Origin of the sequence: Methylobacterium durans (assembly GCF_003173715.1) — a bacterium.
Lineage (GTDB): Bacteria > Pseudomonadota > Alphaproteobacteria > Rhizobiales > Beijerinckiaceae > Methylobacterium > Methylobacterium durans.
This window is the reverse complement of record NZ_CP029550.1, coordinates 5,648,489-5,666,772: the sequence shown is the minus strand read 5'-3', so window position 1 is coordinate 5,666,772 and position 18,284 is coordinate 5,648,489. Positions and strand designations below refer to the sequence as shown.

Sequence of the window (18,284 nt, the reverse complement as noted above, 5' to 3'; positions counted from 1 at the left end):
GCGCCTGACGGCGGGACGTCGGATGATCCTGGGATCGGGTCCCCTGACTTAGGGCCTCCAGCCCGCGCCCGCAAACCGGCGCGGCGGCGCGTCGCGACAGCCGGGCCTGTCAGTAACGCATGCTGCGTCCGCGGATCGCCCGGTAGATCGTGATGATGATGATCGCGCCGATCGTCGCCGAGAGGAGGTTGCGCCAGAAGCCGAACACCGCGATGTCGAGCTTGGCGGCGAGGAAGTTGCCGAGCAGCCCGCCCAGAATGCCCATGATGATGTTCGAGAACAGGCCCATGTCGGAGGAGGTGAATTTCTCCGCGAGCCAGCCGGCGATCGCCCCGATGACGATCGCCATCAGGAAGCCGACGCCGGGCTGCCCGAGCGCGCCGTAGACCTGTCCGTCCATCGAGCCGATCCCCTCTCTCACGGTCGCGGAGCATGGTCCGAAGCCGCACCGGGAGTCCAGCCCGCGGCCGTCCGACCGCCTGCCCAATGCCTGTGCAGGAAACCGGAACCCTGTTCGGAGGGCTGCCGTTACAAGCGGCATTCGGGTGCCGAAAATGGTGCCCCCTCTTCGAAGGGACCGAATCCCGTGACCATCAGAACCCTCCTCGCCGCCGCGCTCGTCGCCGGCCTCCCGAGCCTCGCCCTGGCCCAGGAGACGGCCAAGCCCGACGCCGGCAAGCCGGGTGCGGCCCCCTCGGCCACCGCTTCGCCGACGCCGAACTCCTCCTCTGCCGCGGCCGTCGCGGACGGGGGCATGAAGATGGCCGACAGCGCCACCGCGAAGGTGCAGTTCATCACGACGCAGCCGGCCGACACCCTCACCTCGAAGCTCGTCGGCCTCAGCGTCTACAACAACAGCAACGAGACGGTCGGCGAGATCGAGGATTTCGTGATCCTCGACGGCAAGACGATCCATGCGGTCATCATCGGCGTCGGCGGCTTCCTCGGCATCGGCGAGCGCTACGTCGCGGTCAGCCCGGCGAGCGTCACGCTGTCGAAGAAGGACGATCGCCTGCGCGCGCTCGTCAACACCTCGAAGGACGAGCTCAAGAACGCCCCGGCCTTCGAGTACAGGAAGAAGTCCTGAGCCGCGGCCGGCCCCCGCGCGCCGCACGCACGGGGGCCTCCCGCCGCGTGCATGGATGCGGATCCGTAGGGCGCGGCCCGCACCCGTCAAGAATTTCCTAACCGCCCGCCTGCGGCTACGCTTGTCCACAGTGATTTGCTGGTGGGAGCGATGATGGTCTCGGCGTTGCGCAGGGCGGTACGGTGGCGGCAGGCGATGCGGGAGCAGGATCCGCGCCTCGGCACGAGCGGCTGCGCACGGGCGCCGGCCGCGGAGTGGCGGGAGCCGCCGCCCGCGCCGGGACGCGGCCTCACGGCGCGCGAACTGATCCGGATGGCGCAGGCTGCCCGGCGCAGGCCGGAGGCGGGGCCCGAGGGCGCGGGCTGAGCGGTCCCGCGTCGGGATCCGGGCGCAGCTGGAGATCTGCGGGCGCCTGCGCGCCGACCCCCGCAATGCGGAGCCTCGGCGGGATGCGATCCCGGATCGCGGCCGTGACCCCGTCGATCGGTCGCGAAACGCGCGCTTCGCGGCCTCGGGAAGAGGGGCGTCAGCCGTGGCTGGCCGCGCCGAGCGCCGCCACCCGGCAGATGTTGCGGGCCGGTTCGTTGAGGATCGTCTGCGCGGCCGCGATCTCCGGCTCCGGCCGGGCCAAGCCCGTCGCGGCGACCATCGCGGGCGCCGGCTCGGGCGCGCCGCGCCCGCGCTTCTCGTAGAAGGCGTTGCCCCCGGCCAGCGCCACGTAGTGCATGTTGCCGTAGGGGTAGCGGCGCCCGGCCGTGTGGAAGAACATGGCGCGGCCCACCTGCGGGTGGCGCTCGCCCGCGAGCACGGCGTCGGCCACCTGCTCGATGCGCGGCCGGTCCTGCACCCGCATCGGCTTCGTCAGGACGCCGGTAGCGAATTGCCGGGGCTGACCGACGACGTCGCAGATACGGTCCGGGTAGGCGGTCGCGTCCACGCGGTTCATCACCACGGTGCCGACCGCGAGCAAACCCTCTTCATCGCTGCGATTCGATTCGAAGTACATGGCGCGGGCGAGGCACTCGCGCTCGGCCGAGGTCGCCGCGACGGGCTTGGCACGGCCGATCGATCCCGTTGTCAGATCAGTATTCGGAGTGAGCTGGCAGGCACCGAGCCCGGGCAGCGCAAGGATAAGTCCAATATAGACAGCCGATCTCGTGCCCCGGATACCCTGCATGCAGCCCCTCTCGACCCCTGTTTTCGAATCGTTGCCGACAGTGATGCCTCAAGCCAAGCTTGATGGCAAATCGGTTATAGCCTGGACGGGCTCGAACAGGACTTGCGGGTAGCCCCGCGAAACCTCGCGCGCGGCTTCGTGAACGGATCGCGAAGGCGATTCTAACCCGCTGCGACCGCTACTCTTTCGTGATCCGGGCCGCATCGGCGCGCGACGCGGCGACGGTCCGGTGTTGCCGTCCTGTTCTTGTGGGCCCGCGCGGGATCGTGTCTATCGCGGATCCTCGCCCGCCCCACGGGCCGACGCCGCGAATCGGGAGCCTCGCTTGCGCCACACGAACGCCGACGGATCACGTCGCGATGCCGGGTTCGGCGCCGCTCGGGCTCTCCGCCGGTGGTCCGGGATGGTCCTGCTCGCGGCCCTCCTCGCGCCCGGTCCGGCCGGGGCCGAGATGTTCGCCTGCGTCACCAAGGGAGCGACCACCGTCCTGAAGGACGGCAGTCCCGAGGCGGTCGACGCGGTCGAGGGCAAGGGTGTCTCGATCAACCTCGACGCGAAGGGGGCGAGCCTCGTCCTGATCAACGATTCGAACAACGCGGTCGCCCGCTTCGCCTGCCACCGGGATCGGGCCCGTCCGGGCGTCGTCGAGTGCGCGCGCCCCGACGAGACGCTGCGGCTCAACCGCCGCACCGGCGCGATGCTGCGCACCGTCACGACCCGGGACGTGGATTTCGTGCTCTCCCTCGTCCTGATCTGCACCCGGCCGAAGCCGGCCGCGCCGCTCGCCAGCGGCTGAACCGCTCTCAGGGCGTCGCGATCTGGCGGCCCAGGATCTCCCGCGCCGCACCGAGGAAGGCGCTCGTCGGAACCGCGAAGGAGGGGCCGGCCGGCCCGCCGGCGCGGGGGCCCGCCACGAGGACGCCGATCACCGTCGGCTGCCCGTCCTCGACCTGGAGCAGCGCGGAGCCGGACTCGCCCGGAATCGCGCGGCAATCGTGGACGAGGAGCGGGGACGGCCCGTCCGTCAGGCGGGCGGCGCACTTGTTCTGCGCGCTCATCAATTGCGAGGTGGTGCGGCGGTAGCCCGCCCGCTGGATGTCGATCCGGGTCCGCCGCGCCTCGCCGGGGGCGGCGAGGTGTTCGAGGGCCAGGGGCCGGAGGGGAATCGGGCTCGCGAGCTCAATCAGAGCCCAGTCGTTCGGCATGTTCGGCCGGCTCGTGCCGTAGGCGTAGACGTATTCCGGCGGCTTGCGCACGCTGCTCGCGAGCGCGTGGGCGACGTAATGGCCCTGGTCGTAGCCGGCCACGAAGTGGATCGCTTCGGGCTCGACCCAGCGCTGGCGCGGCCGGTCCCAGAGACAGTGCGCCGCGGTGAGGACGAGGCGCGGCCCGATCAGCGTCGCCGTGCAGAACTGCCGGCTGCCCGGCCCCGTGACGACGTTGAGCTTGCCGATGGCGGTGAAGGGCCAATGAGCCGGATCGACGGTCATCTCCTCGGCCCACCCCGCCGTGCCGGCGAAAAGGCTCGCCGCGGCGACCAGACAGACCCGCGTCAACCCCTGCACGCACACCCCTCTCGGCTCCCCGCCGGAGCGTCCCGGCAGAGAAAGCCAGATAGCCGGGCGTCGCGGAGCGTCAAGCGCGGGGTCGGGCGGTCAGGCGGCGATGCCGGACGTGCGCGTGCTCGGCGTGGTGGCCGGCCGGTCCTCGTCGAGCCACTGAGCCGAGAGCTGGATGGAGGCGGCGTGCACGATGTGACCGCTGCCGTCGCGCACCGTCACGCGCAGGCCGTGATGGAGATGTCGCTGCGGCCAGTCACCCGCGATCTCGCACAGCACGCGCAACGCCTCGTCCGCGACCGCGGCCCGGTCGGCGCATTCCGCGCCGTACTCGTCGAGGGTGGTGACCTGGCTGTCGTGAACGTCGAAGAAGTAGCGGGCCATGAGGCGCATCCGGCGGGTCGGCGAGATCGGAAAGTTCCAGTCACCCGCGCGATGCGGCTCACCGCCGGGCGACCGCATCGAGCTAGAAACTTGGCCTCACCAAGGCATTAACATAGTTTAAGTGCATAAACGTACTTGAGCAAGTCCGCCACGTAAAAGCGACGCGCTGTGTCGATGCAACCGCTGATCGGTATTCGCAGGGCGAGTGTATTCGTCAGTACCACGCTGCGCTGCACTTGGTGCCTTGCACCAAGGAACGGGCCGATCTGCTTTCCCGGGAACGCGAATTGCCCACGGGGACGGCGAGGCATCGGACTCAGTGCTGCGCGAACCCCGCGGCGAGGTTGATCCCGAGCGCCAGGATGCTCGTGTTGAAGAAGAAGGCGTAGATCGTCTGCAGGGTGGCGATGCGCCGCATCACCTTCGCGGTGATGTCGGTGTCGGAGGTCTGCGACGTCGCCCCGATCGTCACCGAGAAGTACAGGAAGTCCCAGAAGTCGGGCTCGGCGTCCCCGTTGAAGTCGAGGCCGCCCGGGCCCCGCCCGCGCCGGCCTCGCCGTAGTAGAGATGGGCGTAATGGATCGCGAAGACGACCTGCACGAAGGCCCAGGCGCAGACGAGGGTCGCTGCCGCGAGGACGAGGTGGGGGCCCCGCATCGGATCGTTCCCGCCCTCGCCGAGGACCAGCATGGTGACCGCGCCGATGCTCGCTGCCGCCGCGAGCAGGGCGAAGACCGAGATCGTCATCGCGCTGTCGTCGAGGCGCGAGGCCTCGTCGCGCAGCCTCCCCGGCCGGCGGGCGGCCTGCCAGCAGACGAGGCCGATATAGACGCCGACCCCGAGGCACCAGCCGATGAGGAGGCGCGTCGGCAGCTTCTCGACGGGTAGCGCCACGGCGAGCGCCCCGACGAGGACGAGGGAGCCGAGGAGTCGCGGACGCAGCCAGAACGCGCGCAGAGGGTTCGTCATGCCCGCTCGTCTCCCGTCATCTTCTCCCTCGTCTCGTTGCACTGAATGGGTCGTCCCGCGCCGGGCCGGCGTCTGCTTCGGCGAACGCAGTGCCGGCCTCAGAATTCGAGCCCGAGCTTCACCCGAACGGCGTGGCGCTCGAAATGGGTGAGGTCGAATGCGCGCCGCGTGTAGCTCGGATCCCGGTCGTGCCCGGCGATCTGGGTCGAGTGGGCCAGGGTCAGGAACGCCTTCTCGCCGAAGCGGTGGTCGAGCGCCGGGCCGAGGAAGACGGCGTGTCCCTCGAAGCGGTTGAGGAAGGCCCCGTCATAGGCGCGCAGGTAGCGGAGTTCCGGGCCGACGAAGGTATCCTGGGTCACGCGCGCCACGACCGCGTGCGACCACAGGAAGGTCGAGGAGCGGTCGACCTCGCGGGTGCTGCGCAGGCGCCCGACGCTCGGCTCGAAGCTGAGGTTGCTGCCGTACCAGACCTTGTCCGGCACGAGTTGGACGTCGAGCTGCAGCAGGCTCTCCATGTCGAAGATGTCGGCCCCCTGCCCCTCCACCGGCAGGATGCGGGCGTAGCGCGGCCGCAACTCCACCGCGAGCCCGAGGGGGTTGTCGTTCGAGGCCTTCAGGAACCGGTATTTGAACTCCGCGGAGGCGCCGTCGAACGTGCCGTAGGACTTGTCGGGCAGATCGGCGATGTTCCGGACGCTGCGGGCATCGGCGAAGATGCCGAGGTCGATGCTGAAATTGTCGGTCGGATCGAACTGATAGCTCAGCTTCGTGTTCGAGACCCGGTAGCGGGAAGGACCAGTATCGGCGCGGCGCTTGCTGAACCGCCCGATGCTGTCGAGGAGGATCTCCTGCTCGCCGCGCTTGCCGGTCTCGGATCCTTCCGTGAAGCCGAACAGGTTCTCGGTGTCGACCTCGTCCTGAGCGTCCGACCCCTTCCGATCGTCGTCTCCGTCCTTGCCGTTGCTGTCCTTGGCCTTGCCGTCCTTATCCTTGCCCGCATCGTTCGGGCCCCTGTCACTCGTCTCGCCTCCGGGTTCGGAGGCGCCCTGCTCGGCCCGGATAAGCGTGGGAGCGGCTAGAAGCGCTCCGGAGCGACAGAGCCCGGCGAGGAAGACACGGAGGCTGGCGAGGCGGGACGGACTCATCGGAACGATCAGGCAACCAACGGACGTCGAGCGACCGTCCTCGACCGGATTCGCATGCCGGCCTGTGTGGTGACTGCATCCGCGCGGACACAGGCGTACAGAAATTCACGCTCTGGCTGAAGTATTCGGGATGGATCGGCGCCCGCGCGCGTGCGGCTGGGCCCACGTCGGGCCTCCGGCCTATCGCCAGCGGATCATGAAGGCGATGACGGCGAGGACGATGGCGGCGAACACCCAGGCCGCCCCACCCTCGGACGCGTACCCGACCATGCCGATGAAGCCGAGGACGCCGGCCCAGGCCAGGGTGAAGGCAATCGGGTTCACGGCCGCACCGGCCCGACGGCCACCCGCACGCTCATACGCTGAAGACCTCGCGCTCGCTCGCTCGGCGGCCGTTGAAGCGTGCGAGAACGGCAATATCGCGGCCGAACGTGCGGAAGTACGCCTTCGAGCACAGGCTTTCAGGCGCGGGTGCAGCCGATCCACGCGCACGCAAGCTGATCTTTGGCTGGGTCGGAAACCAATTCGTCATTTCCTCTCGACAAAATCCTGAATTGCCTTATCTCCAGAGTGATCGTTTCGATCGCTTTGCCTTCAACATAGCCGAGTCTCAAGCACATCATGTCGCGCAGTCGCGTGCGGCGGCCCTTTACCGTCGAAGTCAAATCGAGCGGCCGGCAGGGCCACGGCCTCACCATTCCCTCCCGCGTTCCCGACCCGCCCCGGCAAGCCGACGCGCGCTCCGTCGACGCGTCAAGCCTCTGGCTGAAGGCCGAGCGCGTGCCCGAGCACGTGGCTCCGCCCCCGCAGGGCGAGGCGCGGCGCGTCCTGCCGAGCCTGCTCGTCCCCGAGCCTCAGGCGCCCGAGCCGGAATTGCCCCCCGCCAAGGAGCCGCCACTACCGCGGGTCCGCCGCGTGAAGCTGCGTCCGGCCGATGCGGTGGCGCTTCCCGAGAAGCCCGACCCCGTGCCGCAGCCCATCGTCGTCGCGAAGCCGGCCGTGCATTCCGCGCCCGGTGACGACCCCGTTGCCGCGCCGCGGCGCAAGGCCAGCCCCAGGCTGCTGCCCGACCTCGCCCGCGGCGAGCGCTGGAAGCGGCGCCTACCCCGCGCCTGCTGGTAAGGCAGCGTTTGGCAGAGTCGCTGCGGCGCGTGTTCTCGATCAGGAGGAGTATCCATGGCATCGACCCCCTCGCAGCAGTGGAACGAGGGCGACGCGGCCCGGCGCGCCGGCGAGCCCGACACCGCGAACCCGTACGAGGCCGGTTCTCAGGAAAGTGCCGATTGGCTCGACGGCTTCACCAGCGGCGAGCCGGAGCAGAACGTGGACCGGCCCGAGCGCGGCGAGGGCTGACAAGGAGGGCCCCTTTCGCGATGGGTCCTACTCGGCCGCGTCGAAATTGAGGGACAGGCGGGCGCGGAACAGAACGGTCCCGCTCTCGTCCCGGACGGCCGCCACGCAATGCTGATGGTCGGCGTCGGCCTGGAAACCTTGGGCCACGGCAGACATGATGCCGACCACGCGCTCCCGCGCGACGTCAGGATTGGCAGCCTCAAATCCTTCTTTGTCCTGAATGTGATGCGCGCCGTCGTGAAGGTCGATGAAATAGTGCGGCATGAAGTCATCCGGTCGGGAGGCCGCGAAGGCAGCCCGGATGCCGTAGACGGAAAACGTTTCTGTTCCGTGTCTCGCCCGGGAGCCGCGGGCCGATATCGGCCGGGCATTTGGCCTCACCGGACCGCAGGGACGGAAACTCAGTCTTCGCCGTCCAGCCCGTTCCGCTCGTGAAGGACGGCTCCGAGCCGGGCCCGCTCCTCGAGCGCCCGGATGGCGTGGTGGCGGCTCAGGCTCTCGAAAAGGTCCGCCGCAGAGGTACGGCCCTCCCGGGCGATGTAGGCTGCGAGGCGTGCGTAATCGCCCGCAAGGCGCTCGTTGTGCGCGGCCGCTTTGGCGAGGCCGGAGACGGTCGCCTCGAAGGCGGTGAGGGCCGTGTCGCGTGCGCGCATCGTCGCCGTTCCGGGCCCGGGGCTTCGATCGGGCGGGCCTCACAAGATTACGGAGCTTGGCGGCGGCGGTTCCGCAGCCCGGCTCGGAACGTGCGCTAACGCGCCGCTTGTCCTGCCAGGGACGCTTCGTCCCGCACCCGCCGCCGTTGAGTGGCCCGCGGACTCGGACTAGGTGGGGACCGGGGCCGCGATGTCTGACAGGCATCCGGGGCCGTGGGGGCTGCCATGACGTTTCTGCGGACACGCGCATTCGATGCATCGGAGGCGGCGTCGAACGGCGATGCCCTGAGTCGGTTGCGCGCCGACGACGAGCAGGCCGTCGTCATCCGGAACGTGCTCACCGCGGCCGAATGCGCCGCAATCGTCGCTGATCTGGAGCGGAACGCCCAGGATTTCCCGACTACGTCCTTCCCAACGCCATTCCGCTCCTCCTTCTACGGGATGAATCTCAATCTCGCCGATCCGGGCCTCGACGGGTATTTCGGGATGGTCCCGCATTTCTCCGGCAGCCTCGCTGCGCTGATGACCCCCTACGGGGGCTTCGAGGCGCGCGTGATGGCGCTGTTCTCGGCCATCGATGGCGGGCGCCCCTACCGGGCGCCGCCCGGGCCCCTCGGTGGCCGCCCCTACATGATCACGACCCTCCGCTCGCACCGCGAGGGCGGCTACATCCCCCCGCATTTCGACAACGAGCAGCGGACGCGGCCGAGCTACGAGCATCTCGAGACCCTGATCGAGGGCGACATCTTCTCCTTCGTGCTGACGCTGTCCCGGGCGGAGCGGGGCGGCATGCTCGAAGTCTTCGACGCGAAGGCGGATGCGTGGTCCGCCCGCTTCCAGAACCGTGACCGGCCGCAGCCGAAGCCGGACGTCGCGGCCTTCGCCCGCCACGCCTTCGACGTGGAGGCGGGCACGATCGTGCTGCTGAGATCCGGGCGCTTCCTGCACCACGTCTCCCCCGTGGGCGGCCCCGCCCGGAGATGGACCGCCTGCTCCTTCATGGCGGCCTCGCGCGACGGCGACGGCGTCTATTGCTGGGGCTGAGGGGTGGTGCCACGGGTCCCCGCCTATTTCGACGCGTTCCTGGCAGCCATCGCACAGGGGGCGGAGATCGACCATGTCCATCTCGGGCATTGGGACGAGCCGGAGGCGGTGACGCCGTCGCGCGCGCGCGCGGGCTTCGCCGAGGCTCAGGCGCGCCTGAGTGAGCGGCTCGTCGCGATGCTGGACGTCGGGCCCACCGACCGCGTGCTCGATGTCGGCAGCGGTTTCGGCGGAACCCTGCGCGCGCTCCGTCGGAGCCATCCCACCGCCGCCCTCGTCGGACTCAACGTCGATGCGCGCCAGCTCGCGGTCAGCCTCCGGCGCGACGCCGCGCCGATGAATGCAACCTGGATCGCCGCCGATGCCTGTCGCCTTCCCTTCGCGGAGGCGATCTTCGACCGGCTTCTCTGCGTCGAGGCGGCGTTCCATTTTCGAAGCCGCCTCGACTTCCTGACGGAGGCGCGCCGGGTCCTGCGCCGCGGCGGGGTCCTGGTGATGAGCGACATCCTCCTGACGCCGCCGCCGGACGGACTCGCTGCGCTCTCCGATCGACTTGAGGCCGACCTCGGCCCCTGGCCCGCCAAGTGGGTCTCGCTCGCCGAGATCCGGCGCGACGCGGCGCGGGCCGGATTCGCCCTGACGGTGCACGACGCCACGGCACATACGGGGCCGAGCTACCACACCATCGCGCCCGACGAGCGCGCCGACCGGACCGGCGGCGCGATCCTGCGCGACCTGCAACGGAGCGGCCGCCTGCGCTATCTCTACCTGCGCCTCGCCGCGTGAGGCGCGCTCATCGGCTCGCCGGTGCGGGAACGCGCGCCGATCGGGCGTGGATCACCAGGCCGAACGCGTGGAGCGCGCCCGTGCAGCATCTCCGAGAGCGTCGGGTACGGGAGGATCGTATGCTGATGCGGTGCACGCATCTGCGGCCGGAGACGCTTGCCGAGACGCTGCCTCCGCATGAGACTCGGTCGGACCTGACGGTTCCGGCCCATCGCCGGCCCTGCCGTGGCTGCCCCGCTAGCCCCTCTCCGGCTGATCGGATGATGGGTTTCGATTGAGCTTCTGGCTTGCCAAGTGCGTGACGACCTTCCGCACAACGTATCGCACGTGGAGCCGAACCTCGGTCTTCCTGCGCGGGTCGTCATCCGAACTCAACTTGCTGACGGGCACGCTCGCGTACACCATGGTACGAAAACCTCAGGGCCGCTGCCTCGGCATCAGAGTCAGAGACCGGACGGAGAACCGGACCTCATCTGATGCGGAATCCTATTGTAGAGCGAATGCCAAACTCTACCTAGCCCCAAAAAGTCACACCGCGCGCACCGGCCTCTACCAAATTGCAGATTGACAAAGGCCAATGCTGATTGGTCAAACGTGGTACTCGTATATACTCTCGAGCAAATCACGGTGAGAGTTTCGGCCGAATAATCGGATGGCAAAGCGCTTCTATTTCGATCTTACGGACGGCCATACTACTTTCCTTGACACGGAAGGTGTTTTGGCGGCCGACATCAACGAAGCTGTCATCGAAGCGCTGGAAGCTCTACGAGAAATACGATCGGGCAGTGAGCTTGACGATTTGGAAGGAAGCTGGAAGCTGGTCATCAGGGATGAGAAAGGCTCCGCCCGCAAGACTTTTTCGGTCTGGTAGTTGATCCGGTACTTAGGTCAGCAGTGGTCGAACCAGTCTTGAAGGTCGAAGCTGAGAGATGCGATTGACTGAGAGCAGGAAGCTGTAAGCTTCGCAGTTCAGTGGACGCGAGAAGTGTCGCCTGCCCTGGCCCAGTCTGAGATCTGGTCCCAATCCACCCGAAGCAACAGGTCGCGCAGGCGCCGAACCTCTGTCCAAGTCGGAGGCCGAGTTTGCGTCTTCAGGCGAGCGACGAAGGCAGCGTCAGTCTCCATGAGAGCACCGTTGCCGTTGAGTGAAGCCACGCGAGTTTAACTTACGATGGAAGCCCTCAGTTCCGGCCCGGTCCCGCCGCCGGTCAGAGGCCCGGGGCGAGGCGGGCTGCGCCTGTCGCAGCCTCGCTCCGCTTGCGCTGACGATTACCGAGCCTGCCCCTGGCCCTGAGACCCACCCTGCTGCTGTTGATCCTTCTTGTTGGCCCTGTGGTGACCCACGGCGCAACCGGCGGCTGCCCCCATTTTGCCGTGGCCTGCCATGCTGCCGGCCGCTCCGCCGACGACGGCGCCCTTGATGCAGCCCTTGGCTTCCGCCGCTGAGCCGCCCACGAGAAGCGTCAGGGCGAGCGCGGCCCCGAATGTGGTGATGGCCTTCATGATACTCTCCGTCGATTGCCGTAGGTGACGGCAACCGGGGGATCGGGGAAGGTGTTCCCCGCCTCGCGCTACCGATGCAACCTGTGGCAAATGCCGCGCATTGAGGGCAGCCAGGAGGCTTGGGCAGGCTTCACGACACGGATCGCGTTCGTGCTCGCGGCTGTACTGATCGGGACGGACAGCGCATTCGCCGAAGAGGTCAGGTCGTTCTGCACGAAGAATTCCAAGGTGCCGCGTCCGTTTCCCAAGAAGACGATTGCCAACGTCAGCCATCAACCCATTCGATTCGCCGCCTAGATTGACGACGGCGACACGATGTTCGTGAAGGATGCCGATACCGGCATCTACAGATGCAGGAAGACGGGGGAAGACAAGGGGGTGATGACTTGCGGCCAATCCCCCGACCGCAAGCTGGTCTTCGCGCTCAACCGAGCGAACCGGCACGTCTCGCTTGCCCGCCTCAGCACGGAGGATGAGATCCCGCCCGTCCTCTCCTCCGGAAAATGCGTGTGGTGACCTGATCGAGGAACCTAATCCGGCCGAAGGGTGAACCGTCAGGTCTCATTCGGCAGCATGTTGAGTGGCTGCCGACAACAGCTTGTCCTGGCGAGGCCTTTGGTAATCCCACGGATCAGGTGTGGATCACCCGGCCATAGGCGTCGAGCACGCTCTCGTGCATCATCTCCGAGAGCGTCGGGTGCGGGAAGACCGTGTGCATCAGCTCTTCTTCGGTGGTCTCCAGCGTCATCGCCACGACCGAAAAGCTGAGCACTCGTAGGCACATGGCGGCCTCGGGTCTCATCACACATCTGAGCTACTGAGGATCACCAAAGGCCTGTCTGGAACTCGCTGGCACACTCTTGGCACAGTGAGACCAGCCTAATGGCAACCTTTAGAAAGCGCGGGGATCGGTGGCACGCTCAAGTGCGCCGCAAAGGGTCTTCTGCCCTCACCCGTTCATTCTCCACCAAAGCCGATGCCCAGACCTGGGCGAGACAGATAGAAGCCGAGGCAGACCGCAGGGGCCTCCCGGTGGGCCTCAGGATGCTCGATGACCTGACTGTGGGAGACATCCTGATTCGCTATCGGGATGAGGTCACACCCACGAAGCGCGGCGCCTTTCGGGAGACCATGGCGATCAGGGTTCTCTTGAGGCACGCACTTTCCAAGGTGCCCCTAAGCGCCCTCACAGTGGCCAGGGTAGCGGCTCACCGGGACGCCCGACTCAAAACCATCAAGCCCGCCAGCATCAATCGAGAACTCGCCATCTATCAGCATGCCTTTGAGGTAGCTCGGCGCACCTGGGGTATCCCAATCCATGAGAACCCCTTCTCGTTGGTGAGGAAGCCTAATACCGGTCGACGGTGATAGCGACTCACGAGGTTTCGTATCGGCGGCGGATCTGGTTCGATGAGGCAAACCGGGAGGGTTTGCCATGTCCGCTGCGGTTGCTCTGCGTGAGGATTTCAACGCCGACGATCTTCGACGTCTGGCCAAGGCCAGCCGAGACGCGGGCCAGAGCCGCCGGCTGCTGGCGCTGGCCGAGATCTACGAGGGCGGCAGCCGCACGGATGCGGCTCGGATCGGGGTGGTAGGGTTGCAGACGGTGCGCGATTGGGTGCTCGCCTTCAACGCAGCTGGCCCGGCCGGGCTGATCAACCGCAAGGCCCCGGGCAACCCAGCCAAGTTGAGCGATGCGCAGCGTCAAGCGCTGGCGCAGATCGTCGAGAGCGGGCCGGACCCGGATCGACACGGCGTGGTGCGCTGGCGGCTGAAGGATCTCGCCGCCTGGATCTACGCCAGCTTCGGCGTGAGCCTGGACGAGAGCACGGTGGGCCGCACGGTGAAACAACTCGGCTTCCGCAAGCTGTCGGCACGCCCGCGCCATCATGAGCAGGACCCGGCCGCACTGGCAGCCTTCAAAAAAACTTGCCCGCCGAGGTGAGGGCGATCCGAACCCGGCTGCCGGCTGGCGCGGCCATCGAGGTGTGGTGGTCAGACGAGGCTCGGGTCGGCCAGAAGAACACGCTGCCCCGCCGCTGGGCGCGCCGCGGCAGCCGGCCCTCGGCGCCCAAGGACCAACGCACGGCCCACGCCTACATCTTCGGAGCGATCTGTCCCGAGAAGGGCAAGGGTGCCGGCCTCATCATGCCGAGATGCGATACCGCGGCGATGAACGAGCACCTCAGGGAGATCAGCTGCAGCGTCGAGGAAGGCGCCCACGCCGTGCTGATCCTCGATGGGGCGGGCTGGCACGTCGCCCACGACCTCGTCGTGCCCGCCAACATCACCCTGCTGCCGCTGCCAGCCTGCGCCCCGGAACTCAACCCGGTCGAGAATGTCTGGCAGTTCCTGCGCGACAACTGGCTCGGCGACCGCGTCTTCTCGTCCTACGAGGACATTGTCGAGCAGTGCTGTCAGGTCTGGAACCGGTTCATCGACCAGCCTTGGAAGATCATGTCCATCGGCCTGCGTGACTGGGCCTATCAGTTATGATCACCACCGATTGGTATAAGGTGTCTGATGCGCGTTCAAGGCGCTTAGAGCCCGGCGAATGGGAACAGCTTCGGGAAGCCTGCCGCCGCTCTCGGAACCCTCACGTCCTCTACATGGTGGAGTTTGGCCTAGAGACGGCCATGAGGCGCGGCGAGGTGCTGGGCGTCCGGTGGGGCGATATCAACCTCACAAGGAGGACCCTGCACATCCCTCGAACCAAGAACGGCCACGAAAGAACGATCCCCCTCACCGGGAGAGCGCTGGCTATCCTCAGTCAGCGTAGGCCTGCTGTTGCTCCAGCGGATGCCTTGGTGTTCCCCACCACCGAGGATGCCGTGAAAATGGCATGGCGCAGGATCATGATGCGGGCTCCCCTGCCCGACTTCCGCTACCACGACCTCAGACACGAGGCCGTCTCACGGTTCTTTGAGATGGGCCTGAGCATTCCGGAGGTGGCCCTTATCAGCGGGCACAGAGATACGCGGATGCTGATGCGCTACACACATTTGAGGCCGGAAGCGCTCGCCGAGAAGCTGGCTCAGACAGCGAAGAAGCGGCCGGAACAGCCCATCCGCTAACGAGGATTCTCCTGGGCTTTCTCACCGGCTTAGGTGCCAACAGATGCCCAGGAGTTTGCTCTTGGTAGTCAGTGGGGTGGCAAGCGACTCTTTGCGAATCCCGCCTTACCTATCGTCCTGCGCCGCGCCAGCTTGCTCATCTGCGCCTGAATGGCCTCGGTATCCACCACCGCAGGCTCGAAGGACCCACCGCACCACTCCAGCAGGCTCTTGCGTTCGCGGTGGCGGGGCTTGGAGAGAATCTCTAGGAACTCATCGAAGCCGAACGTGCCGCCCACATCCTCAGGCGGCGCTCGCCGCTCACCTTCTAGGAACCGCGGGTACTCTGTGGCTGGGTCGGCGTCGAAAACTTCTTCGACCGTGATGGTGTGCTGCCAGTTGTCGCCAAAGTCATAGGTGTACGCGAACTGCTTGATCCCATTCTCTAGCACCGCCCCAAGCTTCGCTACCTTGGCACTGCGGGTCTCCCGCCCGTCGAACTCAGGGTCTGGGATGGCAAAGCGCCGGTCACCGATCCGGAAGTCGAATAGGTGGTAGTTCTCAAACGGCATTGCCGCTTGGATGACCTCGTGCAGGCCGTTGAGACTGATCGTGAGCGGCACCTCCACCGTGCGCCAGATGGTCGGCTCTGTGTCATCCAGCACGATGCGCAAGCGGGCGATGCGGTCCACATAGCTCATGCCGTGAAGGTAGCCGATCTGGGTTCCGGAAGTTAGCGGGTTGCTTCGATGCCCTTTCACAGGGCTGCCCGAGTGCAGCTATGATGCAGGTTAATGCCCCGCTTGATGCAGGCGGCACACTCCTCAGCTTGTTGCTGGCAAAGCAGGGGGAGGCGCCGAATGGCAAATCAGGGAGGGCAGCAAACATCAGGCGGTAGGTCTACTGCCCGATACCGAGTGACACTACTGGACGACTCCGGTCACATCATCCTGACCGAGCATCTAACAGCGTCCGGTGACGATGAGGCGATGATGCAGGCTCGTGCATTCGTTGATGGGCATGCTGCCGAACTGTGGGACGGAGTGCGCTTTATCGAGCACTTTGAACCGAAGCACGAGTAGCGCGGAAACCTTCGGTTGGCCAGGAACCTTTGATGCCCAACCTCCAAAGGTGCCCTCGTTCTAGGCTGCTGTCTTGCTTGCTCCCGAAGGTTCAGGCTTCACCGATGTGACAGCATGTAGGCTGGGAGAGCGTCGCGCCCCGTAGTCCGACCGGTGAGAACGCTCAAGCTCCATCAGTGGGCGCATCTCGTTCTCGGCCAGATCGAGGAGCATCGCATCTCGCCACCGTAGCCTGAAGGCACCCTTGCGGAACCAGCGTGGCTTTTTCTCCTCTACCAGGAGAACCAGTTTGCCTGTCCACGTCTTGCGGAACCAGAACCGTCCTGTCAGCGCCATGCCCGTACCTCGCCACCAGTGCTGTTCGTTGAGGCCAGACTCGGGATTGCCCCAAGTTCCCAGCCGCTCGCTTGGAGCCATATTGCGAAGCTTCCGACGAGTGAAAATCGCTCTGGTTAAGCGTGGCTTGCTGAAGCGGCTGGATTCGCCGGCATACTTCCAAAGCGCTTTACGTTGGCGCTCACATTGACACCATCCGCGAGCCAGCCCTGAGAACCAATTGCATGATCGCGAGTTAACCTGTAGCAACAGCCCAGAAAAAAGACCGCCCCAAGGGACGGCCCGAAGTCTAGGGAGGAAACGCCCAAGGAGCTTTGCAATTCCGGAACGCCAATACCGGAGTTGCCTTCTGTCAACTTGAGGAAGTTGGGGGAGTTCCATGGGCTCAGGTTGTCAGGCAGGCTCGTCGCAAGGCGAGCCTGTTCTGTTTCTGGAAGCAGTTCCGGCGTGTGCACTCGACATGAACCGGCAGCGGCTTGCAGCGTTGCGTGAGATGGCCGAGCCGTTCTGCACCATCGTGATTGCTTCCGGCGTCCACCAAGTCCGTATCACTGGGTCCACCGAACGCTCGGCTGCCAATGCTGCTGACACCATCTTGCGCAGACTTGAAGGAACAGGACTCAACGTGGTGCTTCGTGTCGAGTGCCGAGACTCAGCCGCTGGGCAGCGCATCACGTCTTACCTCGTAGACGTTGCGGCTGAGATCGAGGTCATGACCTTGGTTGAGCGCCAGTCGAAATAGCTGAGCACTCGGCTCGGAACCGGCTTAACTGGCCGTCAACCAAACCACACAGAGCGGGGTGTCCAAAGGGGAGCCGCTAAAGCGCTGAAGACTTGGGAGGTAATGGCACAGTGGACACACCCTCAGAAGGTCCTTCCTTTGTCCACCTCAGGTTCGGCTCCGAGTTCGGCTTGAGGGTCGCAGTCAGCACTACCTGTCCGCTAACATCGTGGACGGAAACGACGGCGGGGCTGCTTCCATGGGTCGGGGCCTCAGGCAGATCATCCAGCATCCTTAGTGCGTGGCGCAGTATCTCGTCAGCGTCACTGCACTCTCGACCCTCATCGTCCCATGCGGACAAGCTATCGCTATGCAGGTCAAAGAAGAAGCGCGTCACGGCCTTACGCTACCAAAACAATGGCTTGGCTTGAGGCTTCGCGCGACACTGCTTAAGCTCCCACCAAAGCCGGTAGAGAGCAAAAGCTAACATCCAGCAATCGTTCCGTGGCGCGCTGACCTATTTGGTAGGGCCGTGTGGATCGAGGTGCTCGATGAAGCGCATCCCATCCCAGAGTTCGACCGAATGGCTGCCTACCCTGGCGCTGGCAAGATTGAGGGCAGCTTCATCGTCCTGTGCTGCAATCGGATCGGAGCGCAGGACCCTACCGTCTGCATCGAGGACAAAGGCACGATAGCGATGAAGCAGATGTTCCTCGGGCTGGATCGTGTCGTCCGGTGTATCTGCCAACATCTCCTCACCTCATCCTAGGCGAGCGCCGCTACACCGTGGCTTTCCGATGAGGATGCCGTTCAGTGCTTGGCGATAATAAACCCTTCTACGGCAACGGAGTAGGGCTCGGGCGACCTGAACCCCGGCTGAATCGGATTAGATCGAGAGGCTGGCAGCTAGGAAGCTTACCAAACAAAAAGGACCGCCCCGAAGGACGGCCCGAAGTCTTGGGAGGAAACGCCTGCCCATAAGCAGGGACGCGGTGCCCAGCGAAGGGGGGACACGACAAGGCACCGCACTGCAATAACTCGTGGTGCGATGCGAAGTTTCGAAACTCAAGGCAGCCTGATTCGCTCGCTAGAGCATCAGCGCCCAGCCTTCTCAGCGTCGCTCTTCACGCTACCCGGGTTGTTCAGGTTGCGCTCGGTGCTGCCGGCTGGGGCTGTAGCCGCTCCAGGAGCAGTGCCCAGGGTAGTCGGCACGTCACGGCTCGGCATACCCTTCTCAGCGTTGCTCTTCACGCTGCCAGGGTTGTTGAGGTTCTTCTCCGCAGAGCCGCCGCCAGTGGTCTGAGCAAGGGCAGCGCCGGACAGCGCGAAAGAGAGCGCAGCAGCAGTAGCAAGCGTCTTCATCATCGATGTTACTCCTACAAACGAACGTCCCGCTCTAACGCTGCTAGGCCGCTACGGTTTCCGATCCTAT

Annotated in this window: 29 protein-coding genes and 1 pseudogene; 13 read left to right on the top strand and 17 right to left on the bottom strand. The window is 65.9% G+C overall.

Going from position 1 to position 18,284, the window contains the following annotated elements:
* Positions 1-109: 109 nt before the first annotated feature.
* Entirely contained in the window at positions 110-400 is a 291-nt protein-coding gene (locus DK389_RS26385; RefSeq protein ID WP_109894157.1) for a GlsB/YeaQ/YmgE family stress response membrane protein, read from the bottom strand.
* Positions 401-586: 186 nt separating this feature from the next.
* Here DK389_RS26385 and DK389_RS26380 point away from each other — a divergent pair, with 186 nt between their 5' ends.
* Complete coding sequence (locus DK389_RS26380; protein ID WP_109894155.1) at positions 587-1,087, top strand: PRC-barrel domain-containing protein; 501 nt, start codon at positions 587-589, stop codon at positions 1,085-1,087.
* 141 nt (positions 1,088-1,228) lie between these two features.
* On the top strand, positions 1,229-1,453 hold the full coding sequence (locus DK389_RS26375) for a hypothetical protein (protein ID WP_162560878.1): 225 nt from the start codon (positions 1,229-1,231) through the stop codon (positions 1,451-1,453).
* A 160-nt stretch (positions 1,454-1,613) separates the two neighbouring features.
* On the opposite strand, the gene DK389_RS26370 is transcribed toward DK389_RS26375, so the two are convergent.
* The gene (locus DK389_RS26370; RefSeq protein WP_109894151.1) at positions 1,614-2,264 is read right to left on the bottom strand and encodes a cell wall hydrolase; all 651 of its coding nucleotides are present in this window, start codon (positions 2,262-2,264) and stop codon (positions 1,614-1,616) included.
* Positions 2,265-2,589: 325 nt separating this feature from the next.
* Between DK389_RS26370 and DK389_RS26365 the strand changes: the two genes are divergently transcribed.
* The gene (locus tag DK389_RS26365) at positions 2,590-3,060 is read left to right on the top strand and encodes a hypothetical protein (RefSeq protein WP_109894149.1); all 471 of its coding nucleotides are present in this window, start codon (positions 2,590-2,592) and stop codon (positions 3,058-3,060) included.
* Positions 3,061-3,067: 7 nt separating this feature from the next.
* Here DK389_RS26365 and DK389_RS26360 read toward each other — a convergent pair whose 3' ends face one another.
* The 6 genes from DK389_RS26360 to DK389_RS32965 all read right to left on the bottom strand — a co-directional run bounded on the left by DK389_RS26360 (position 3,068) and on the right by DK389_RS32965 (position 6,645).
* Positions 3,068-3,829 (bottom strand): trypsin-like serine peptidase, encoded by a 762-nt coding sequence (locus DK389_RS26360; protein WP_162560877.1) that lies wholly within the window; start codon positions 3,827-3,829, stop codon positions 3,068-3,070.
* A gap of 90 nt (positions 3,830-3,919) precedes the next feature.
* Positions 3,920-4,207 (bottom strand): DUF6894 family protein, encoded by a 288-nt coding sequence (locus DK389_RS26355; RefSeq protein ID WP_162560876.1) that lies wholly within the window; start codon positions 4,205-4,207, stop codon positions 3,920-3,922.
* A gap of 316 nt (positions 4,208-4,523) precedes the next feature.
* Positions 4,524-4,691: a DUF1345 domain-containing protein gene (locus DK389_RS34865; protein ID WP_250645691.1), complete on the bottom strand. Its 168-nt coding sequence runs from the start codon at positions 4,689-4,691 to the stop codon at positions 4,524-4,526.
* Positions 4,676-5,176 carry a DUF1345 domain-containing protein gene (locus tag DK389_RS26350; RefSeq protein WP_250645679.1) on the bottom strand — a complete coding sequence of 167 codons (501 nt, stop codon included), beginning with the start codon at positions 5,174-5,176 and terminating at the stop codon, positions 4,676-4,678. Before DK389_RS26350 ends, DK389_RS34865 begins: the two co-directional genes overlap by 16 nt.
* A gap of 98 nt (positions 5,177-5,274) precedes the next feature.
* Positions 5,275-6,321: a hypothetical protein gene (locus DK389_RS26345; RefSeq protein ID WP_109894143.1), complete on the bottom strand. Its 1,047-nt coding sequence runs from the start codon at positions 6,319-6,321 to the stop codon at positions 5,275-5,277.
* A gap of 180 nt (positions 6,322-6,501) precedes the next feature.
* Positions 6,502-6,645, bottom strand: a complete 144-nt coding sequence (locus DK389_RS32965; protein WP_162560875.1) for a hypothetical protein — start codon at positions 6,643-6,645, stop codon at positions 6,502-6,504.
* Positions 6,646-6,942: 297 nt separating this feature from the next.
* On the opposite strand from DK389_RS32965, the gene DK389_RS26340 reads away from it, so the two are divergent.
* Positions 6,943-7,443: a DNA-binding protein gene (locus DK389_RS26340; protein WP_109894141.1), complete on the top strand. Its 501-nt coding sequence runs from the start codon at positions 6,943-6,945 to the stop codon at positions 7,441-7,443.
* Between the two features lie 54 nt (positions 7,444-7,497).
* The gene (locus DK389_RS33510) at positions 7,498-7,674 is read left to right on the top strand and encodes a hypothetical protein (protein WP_194075116.1); all 177 of its coding nucleotides are present in this window, start codon (positions 7,498-7,500) and stop codon (positions 7,672-7,674) included.
* Between the two features lie 27 nt (positions 7,675-7,701).
* Here DK389_RS33510 and DK389_RS26335 read toward each other — a convergent pair whose 3' ends face one another.
* Both DK389_RS26335 and DK389_RS26330 read right to left on the bottom strand, forming a co-directional pair.
* Entirely contained in the window at positions 7,702-7,938 is a 237-nt protein-coding gene (locus DK389_RS26335; protein WP_109894139.1) for a DUF6894 family protein, read from the bottom strand.
* 137 nt (positions 7,939-8,075) lie between these two features.
* Positions 8,076-8,327 carry a hypothetical protein gene (locus tag DK389_RS26330; RefSeq protein WP_109894137.1) on the bottom strand — a complete coding sequence of 84 codons (252 nt, stop codon included), beginning with the start codon at positions 8,325-8,327 and terminating at the stop codon, positions 8,076-8,078.
* A 225-nt stretch (positions 8,328-8,552) separates the two neighbouring features.
* Between DK389_RS26330 and DK389_RS26325 the strand changes: the two genes are divergently transcribed.
* From DK389_RS26325 to DK389_RS26315, 3 genes are all read left to right on the top strand, one after another.
* A complete protein-coding gene (locus DK389_RS26325; RefSeq protein WP_109894135.1) occupies positions 8,553-9,371 on the top strand; it encodes a 2OG-Fe(II)-dependent halogenase WelO5 family protein in 819 nt (272 codons plus the stop codon).
* Between the two features lie 6 nt (positions 9,372-9,377).
* The gene (locus tag DK389_RS26320) at positions 9,378-10,157 is read left to right on the top strand and encodes a class I SAM-dependent methyltransferase (RefSeq protein ID WP_109896854.1); all 780 of its coding nucleotides are present in this window, start codon (positions 9,378-9,380) and stop codon (positions 10,155-10,157) included.
* A 652-nt stretch (positions 10,158-10,809) separates the two neighbouring features.
* Positions 10,810-11,028 (top strand): DUF6894 family protein, encoded by a 219-nt coding sequence (locus tag DK389_RS26315; protein WP_109894133.1) that lies wholly within the window; start codon positions 10,810-10,812, stop codon positions 11,026-11,028.
* A gap of 398 nt (positions 11,029-11,426) precedes the next feature.
* On the opposite strand, the gene DK389_RS26310 is transcribed toward DK389_RS26315, so the two are convergent.
* Positions 11,427-11,660 carry a hypothetical protein gene (locus tag DK389_RS26310; RefSeq protein ID WP_109894131.1) on the bottom strand — a complete coding sequence of 78 codons (234 nt, stop codon included), beginning with the start codon at positions 11,658-11,660 and terminating at the stop codon, positions 11,427-11,429.
* 51 nt (positions 11,661-11,711) lie between these two features.
* Here DK389_RS26310 and DK389_RS26305 point away from each other — a divergent pair, with 51 nt between their 5' ends.
* The gene (locus DK389_RS26305; protein WP_162560874.1) at positions 11,712-11,957 is read left to right on the top strand and encodes a hypothetical protein; all 246 of its coding nucleotides are present in this window, start codon (positions 11,712-11,714) and stop codon (positions 11,955-11,957) included.
* Positions 11,958-11,975: 18 nt separating this feature from the next.
* Complete coding sequence (locus tag DK389_RS26300; RefSeq protein ID WP_109894127.1) at positions 11,976-12,176, top strand: hypothetical protein; 201 nt, start codon at positions 11,976-11,978, stop codon at positions 12,174-12,176.
* 115 nt (positions 12,177-12,291) lie between these two features.
* Here the strand turns inward: DK389_RS26300 and DK389_RS32960 are convergent.
* Positions 12,292-12,417 (bottom strand): annotated as a pseudogene (locus DK389_RS32960) (hypothetical protein); the annotation flags it as partial.
* Positions 12,418-13,095: 678 nt separating this feature from the next.
* Here DK389_RS32960 and DK389_RS26290 point away from each other — a divergent pair.
* Both DK389_RS26290 and DK389_RS26285 read left to right on the top strand, forming a co-directional pair.
* A protein-coding gene (locus DK389_RS26290; RefSeq protein WP_109894123.1) for an IS630 family transposase occupies positions 13,096-14,156 on the top strand; the annotation gives its coding sequence in 2 pieces (ribosomal slippage) (positions 13,096-13,600 and positions 13,600-14,156; 1,062 coding nt in all).
* On the top strand, positions 14,153-14,734 hold the full coding sequence (locus DK389_RS26285; RefSeq protein ID WP_109894121.1) for a site-specific integrase: 582 nt from the start codon (positions 14,153-14,155) through the stop codon (positions 14,732-14,734). The genes DK389_RS26290 and DK389_RS26285 overlap by 4 nt, the downstream gene beginning before the upstream one ends.
* Before the next feature lie 68 nt (positions 14,735-14,802).
* Here the strand turns inward: DK389_RS26285 and DK389_RS26280 are convergent, their stop codons facing one another.
* On the bottom strand, positions 14,803-15,414 hold the full coding sequence (locus DK389_RS26280; protein ID WP_109894119.1) for a plasmid pRiA4b ORF-3 family protein: 612 nt from the start codon (positions 15,412-15,414) through the stop codon (positions 14,803-14,805).
* Positions 15,415-15,855: 441 nt separating this feature from the next.
* A complete protein-coding gene (locus tag DK389_RS34580) occupies positions 15,856-16,131 on the bottom strand; it encodes a hypothetical protein (RefSeq protein ID WP_109894117.1) in 276 nt (91 codons plus the stop codon).
* A gap of 379 nt (positions 16,132-16,510) precedes the next feature.
* Here DK389_RS34580 and DK389_RS26270 point away from each other — a divergent pair, with 379 nt between their 5' ends.
* On the top strand, positions 16,511-16,873 hold the full coding sequence (locus DK389_RS26270; protein WP_236960362.1) for a hypothetical protein: 363 nt from the start codon (positions 16,511-16,513) through the stop codon (positions 16,871-16,873).
* Between the two features lie 76 nt (positions 16,874-16,949).
* Here DK389_RS26270 and DK389_RS35785 read toward each other — a convergent pair whose 3' ends face one another.
* The 3 genes from DK389_RS35785 to DK389_RS26260 all read right to left on the bottom strand — a co-directional run bounded on the left by DK389_RS35785 (position 16,950) and on the right by DK389_RS26260 (position 18,217).
* Complete coding sequence (locus DK389_RS35785; protein ID WP_418291975.1) at positions 16,950-17,249, bottom strand: DUF6894 family protein; 300 nt, start codon at positions 17,247-17,249, stop codon at positions 16,950-16,952.
* Positions 17,250-17,369: 120 nt separating this feature from the next.
* The gene (locus tag DK389_RS32955; protein ID WP_162560873.1) at positions 17,370-17,603 is read right to left on the bottom strand and encodes a hypothetical protein; all 234 of its coding nucleotides are present in this window, start codon (positions 17,601-17,603) and stop codon (positions 17,370-17,372) included.
* Between the two features lie 344 nt (positions 17,604-17,947).
* Positions 17,948-18,217, bottom strand: a complete 270-nt coding sequence (locus tag DK389_RS26260; protein ID WP_109894113.1) for a hypothetical protein — start codon at positions 18,215-18,217, stop codon at positions 17,948-17,950.
* Positions 18,218-18,284: the final 67 nt, after the last annotated feature.

What these genes read in the sequence shown, in the direction of transcription:
- DK389_RS32955 (WP_162560873.1), bottom strand. Translation starts at nt 17,603, where the DNA reads ATGTTGGCAGATACACCGGACGACACGATCCAGCCCGAGGAACATCTG.
- DK389_RS26335 (WP_109894139.1), bottom strand. Translation starts at nt 7,938, where the DNA reads ATGCCGCACTATTTCATCGACCTTCACGACGGCGCGCATCACATTCAG.
- DK389_RS26350 (WP_250645679.1), bottom strand. Translation starts at nt 5,176, where the DNA reads ATGACGAACCCTCTGCGCGCGTTCTGGCTGCGTCCGCGACTCCTCGGC.
- DK389_RS26385 (WP_109894157.1), bottom strand. Translation starts at nt 400, where the DNA reads ATGGACGGACAGGTCTACGGCGCGCTCGGGCAGCCCGGCGTCGGCTTC.
- DK389_RS26325 (WP_109894135.1), top strand. Translation starts at nt 8,553, where the DNA reads ATGACGTTTCTGCGGACACGCGCATTCGATGCATCGGAGGCGGCGTCG.
- DK389_RS33510 (WP_194075116.1), top strand. Translation starts at nt 7,498, where the DNA reads ATGGCATCGACCCCCTCGCAGCAGTGGAACGAGGGCGACGCGGCCCGG.
- DK389_RS26330 (WP_109894137.1), bottom strand. Translation starts at nt 8,327, where the DNA reads ATGCGCGCACGCGACACGGCCCTCACCGCCTTCGAGGCGACCGTCTCC.
- DK389_RS34580 (WP_109894117.1), bottom strand. Translation starts at nt 16,131, where the DNA reads ATGGCGCTGACAGGACGGTTCTGGTTCCGCAAGACGTGGACAGGCAAA.
- DK389_RS26285 (WP_109894121.1), top strand. Translation starts at nt 14,153, where the DNA reads ATGATCACCACCGATTGGTATAAGGTGTCTGATGCGCGTTCAAGGCGC.
- DK389_RS26345 (WP_109894143.1), bottom strand. Translation starts at nt 6,321, where the DNA reads ATGAGTCCGTCCCGCCTCGCCAGCCTCCGTGTCTTCCTCGCCGGGCTC.
- DK389_RS26280 (WP_109894119.1), bottom strand. Translation starts at nt 15,414, where the DNA reads ATGAGCTATGTGGACCGCATCGCCCGCTTGCGCATCGTGCTGGATGAC.
- DK389_RS26270 (WP_236960362.1), top strand. Translation starts at nt 16,511, where the DNA reads ATGGGCTCAGGTTGTCAGGCAGGCTCGTCGCAAGGCGAGCCTGTTCTG.
- DK389_RS26370 (WP_109894151.1), bottom strand. Translation starts at nt 2,264, where the DNA reads ATGCAGGGTATCCGGGGCACGAGATCGGCTGTCTATATTGGACTTATC.
- DK389_RS26340 (WP_109894141.1), top strand. Translation starts at nt 6,943, where the DNA reads ATGTCGCGCAGTCGCGTGCGGCGGCCCTTTACCGTCGAAGTCAAATCG.
- DK389_RS26315 (WP_109894133.1), top strand. Translation starts at nt 10,810, where the DNA reads ATGGCAAAGCGCTTCTATTTCGATCTTACGGACGGCCATACTACTTTC.
- DK389_RS26310 (WP_109894131.1), bottom strand. Translation starts at nt 11,660, where the DNA reads ATGAAGGCCATCACCACATTCGGGGCCGCGCTCGCCCTGACGCTTCTC.
- DK389_RS26260 (WP_109894113.1), bottom strand. Translation starts at nt 18,217, where the DNA reads ATGATGAAGACGCTTGCTACTGCTGCTGCGCTCTCTTTCGCGCTGTCC.
- DK389_RS26300 (WP_109894127.1), top strand. Translation starts at nt 11,976, where the DNA reads ATGTTCGTGAAGGATGCCGATACCGGCATCTACAGATGCAGGAAGACG.
- DK389_RS26355 (WP_162560876.1), bottom strand. Translation starts at nt 4,207, where the DNA reads ATGGCCCGCTACTTCTTCGACGTTCACGACAGCCAGGTCACCACCCTC.